The 2,448-nt window shown below is 58.7% G+C and carries 2 protein-coding genes and 1 pseudogene; all 3 read left to right on the top strand.

Going from position 1 to position 2,448, the window contains the following annotated elements:
- Positions 1 to 469: pseudogene (locus ACIF4X_RS29205) on the top strand (hypothetical protein); the annotation flags it as partial.
- 96 nt (positions 470 to 565) lie between these two features.
- Positions 566 to 1,735, top strand: a complete 1,170-nt coding sequence (hflK, locus tag ACIF4X_RS29200) for an FtsH protease activity modulator HflK (protein ID WP_397484693.1) — start codon at positions 566 to 568, stop codon at positions 1,733 to 1,735.
- A partial coding sequence (gene hflC, locus ACIF4X_RS29195) for a protease modulator HflC (protein ID WP_397484692.1) occupies positions 1,735 to 2,448 on the top strand: 714 nt, incomplete at its 3' end. The genes hflK and hflC, both read left to right, overlap by 1 nt.

Below are 2,448 nucleotides of genomic sequence, written 5' to 3'. Positions count from 1 at the left end.
GATCTACGACGAGTTCATGGCCGTCGTGATGAAGAAAGTCCTGCAAATCAAACGTGGCGATCCACTGGACACCGACACCATGGTTGGTGCCCAGGACTTGCCGATCCTCGAGGTCTATAACAAACTCGATTTGCTTGAAGGCGTTGAGCCACAAATCCAGCGCGACGAAAACGGCAAGCCCCAGCGGGTCTGGCTGTCGGCGCGTGATGGCAGTGGTCTGGAACTGCTTGAGCAAGCCATCGCCGAATTACTTGGCAGTGATTTGTTCATCGGCACATTGCGCTTGCCGCAACGATTCGCCCGACTGCGTGCGCAGTTTTTCGAACTCGGTGCGGTGCAGAAAGAAGAACACGACGAAGAAGGCATCAGTTTGCTGGCCGTTCGTTTGCCCCGTGTCGAGTTGAATCGACTGGTAAGCCGCGAAGGATTGCAGCCGATGGAATTCATCGAGCAACACACTTTGCAATAAAAGCCTGACAAAGCGGTTGTGCCGCAACGGCAGGCATTCTGTAGCATTGGTCGGCGCGCCGTGGGTGCGTCTTTGCTTTATCAGATGGAGAGCGCTATGGCTTGGAATGAGCCGGGTGGCAACTCGAATAATCAGGATCCTTGGGGTGGCAAACGCCGCAATAACGGCGACCGCAAGGGGCCACCGGATCTCGACGAGGCCTTCCGAAAGCTGCAGGAAAGCCTGAACGGGTTGTTCGGTGGTGGTAAGAAACGTGGTGATGACGGCGGTGGTTCGGGCAAGAGCGGTGGCGGCTTCGGCGGTCTGCTCGGCATCGGCCTCGTTGTGCTGGCGGCTGTCTGGCTGTACAGCGCGGTTTACGTGGTCGACGAGCAGGAGCAAGCCGTGGTGCTGCGCTTCGGCAAGTACTACGAGACTGTCGGCCCGGGCCTGAACATCTACTTCCCGCCGATCGATAAAAAGTACATGGAAAACGTCACGCGTGAGCGTGCCTACACCAAGCAGGGCCAGATGCTGACCGAAGACGAGAACATCGTCGAAGTGCCGCTGACCGTGCAGTACAAGATCAGCAACCTGCAGGACTTCGTGCTGAATGTCGACCAGCCGGAAATCAGCCTGCAGCATGCGACCGACAGTGCCCTGCGCCACGTGGTGGGTTCCACCGCCATGGACCAGGTGCTGACCGAAGGTCGTGAATTGATGGCCAGCGAAATCAAGGAGCGTCTGCAACGTTTCCTCGATACCTATCGCACCGGTATCACCGTCACTCAGGTCAACGTACAGAGCGCAGCGGCACCGCGTGAAGTGCAGGAAGCCTTCGATGATGTGATCCGCGCCCGTGAAGACGAGCAGCGTTCGCGCAACCAGGCCGAAACCTACGCCAACGGTGTCGTGCCGGAAGCCCGTGGTCAGGCCCAGCGTATCCTTGAGGATGCCAACGGTTACCGTGACGAAACGGTCTCGCGCGCCAAGGGTGAAGCGGACCGCTTTACCAAACTGGTCGCCGAGTATCGCAAGGCACCTGAAGTGACCCGCCAGCGTCTGTACCTGGACACCATGCAGGAAGTCTTCAGCAACACCAGCAAGGTACTCGTGACCGGTAACAAGAACGGCCAGAGCAACCTGCTTTACCTGCCGTTGGACAAAATGATTCAGAACAGCTCGGGCAGCAATGCGCCGGTCACCGGTTCGGCTGCCGCCAGCAACACGGATGTCACGCCGCACGTCACTGACCTGCCGCAGTCGCGCACAAGGGAGACCCGCTGATGAGCAATAAATCGCTGATCGCCCTTATTGTTGGCGTCGTCGTGCTACTGGTTGGCTGGAACTGCTTCTACATTGTCGCTCAGACCGAGCGTGCGGTGCTGCTGCAATTCGGTCGTGTGGTTCAGGCCGATGTTCAGCCGGGCCTGCATGTGAAAGTGCCTTACGTTAACCAGGTGCGTAAATTCGACGCACGGCTGATGACGCTGGATGCACCGACACAGCGCTTCCTGACGCTGGAAAAGAAAGCCGTCATGGTCGATGCCTACGCCAAGTGGCGCGTGAAAGATGCCGAGCGCTTCTACACCGCAACTTCGGGCCTCAAGCAAATCGCCGACGAGCGTCTGTCGCGTCGTCTGGAATCCGGTCTGCGTGACCAGTTCGGCAAGCGCACCCTGCACGAAGTGGTGTCGGGTGAGCGTGACGCGCTGATGGCTGACATCACTGCCTCGCTGAACAAGATGGCGGAAAAAGAGCTGGGTATCGAAGTCGTCGATGTCCGGGTCAAGGCCATCGATCTGCCGAAAGAAGTCAACCGCAGCGTGTTCGAACGTATGAGCACCGAGCGTGAGCGTGAAGCTCGCGAGCACCGCGCCAAGGGTAACGAGCTGGCTGAAGGCATCCGTGCCGACGCTGATCGTCAACGCCGCGTGCTGCTGGCTGAAGCCTATCGTGAATCAGAAGAGATTCGCGGTGACGGTGATGCTCAGGCCGCT

The organism is Pseudomonas sp. NPDC085632, assembly GCF_044541255.1.
Lineage (GTDB): Bacteria > Pseudomonadota > Gammaproteobacteria > Pseudomonadales > Pseudomonadaceae > Aquipseudomonas.
The sequence above is the reverse complement of the archived record's forward strand: the minus strand, read 5'-3'. Positions and strand labels throughout refer to the sequence as shown.

Coding starts and splice junctions, on each gene's coding strand:
- hflK (WP_397484693.1), top strand. CDS start 566: ATGGCTTGGAATGAGCCGGGTGGCAACTCGAATAATCAGGATCCTTGG.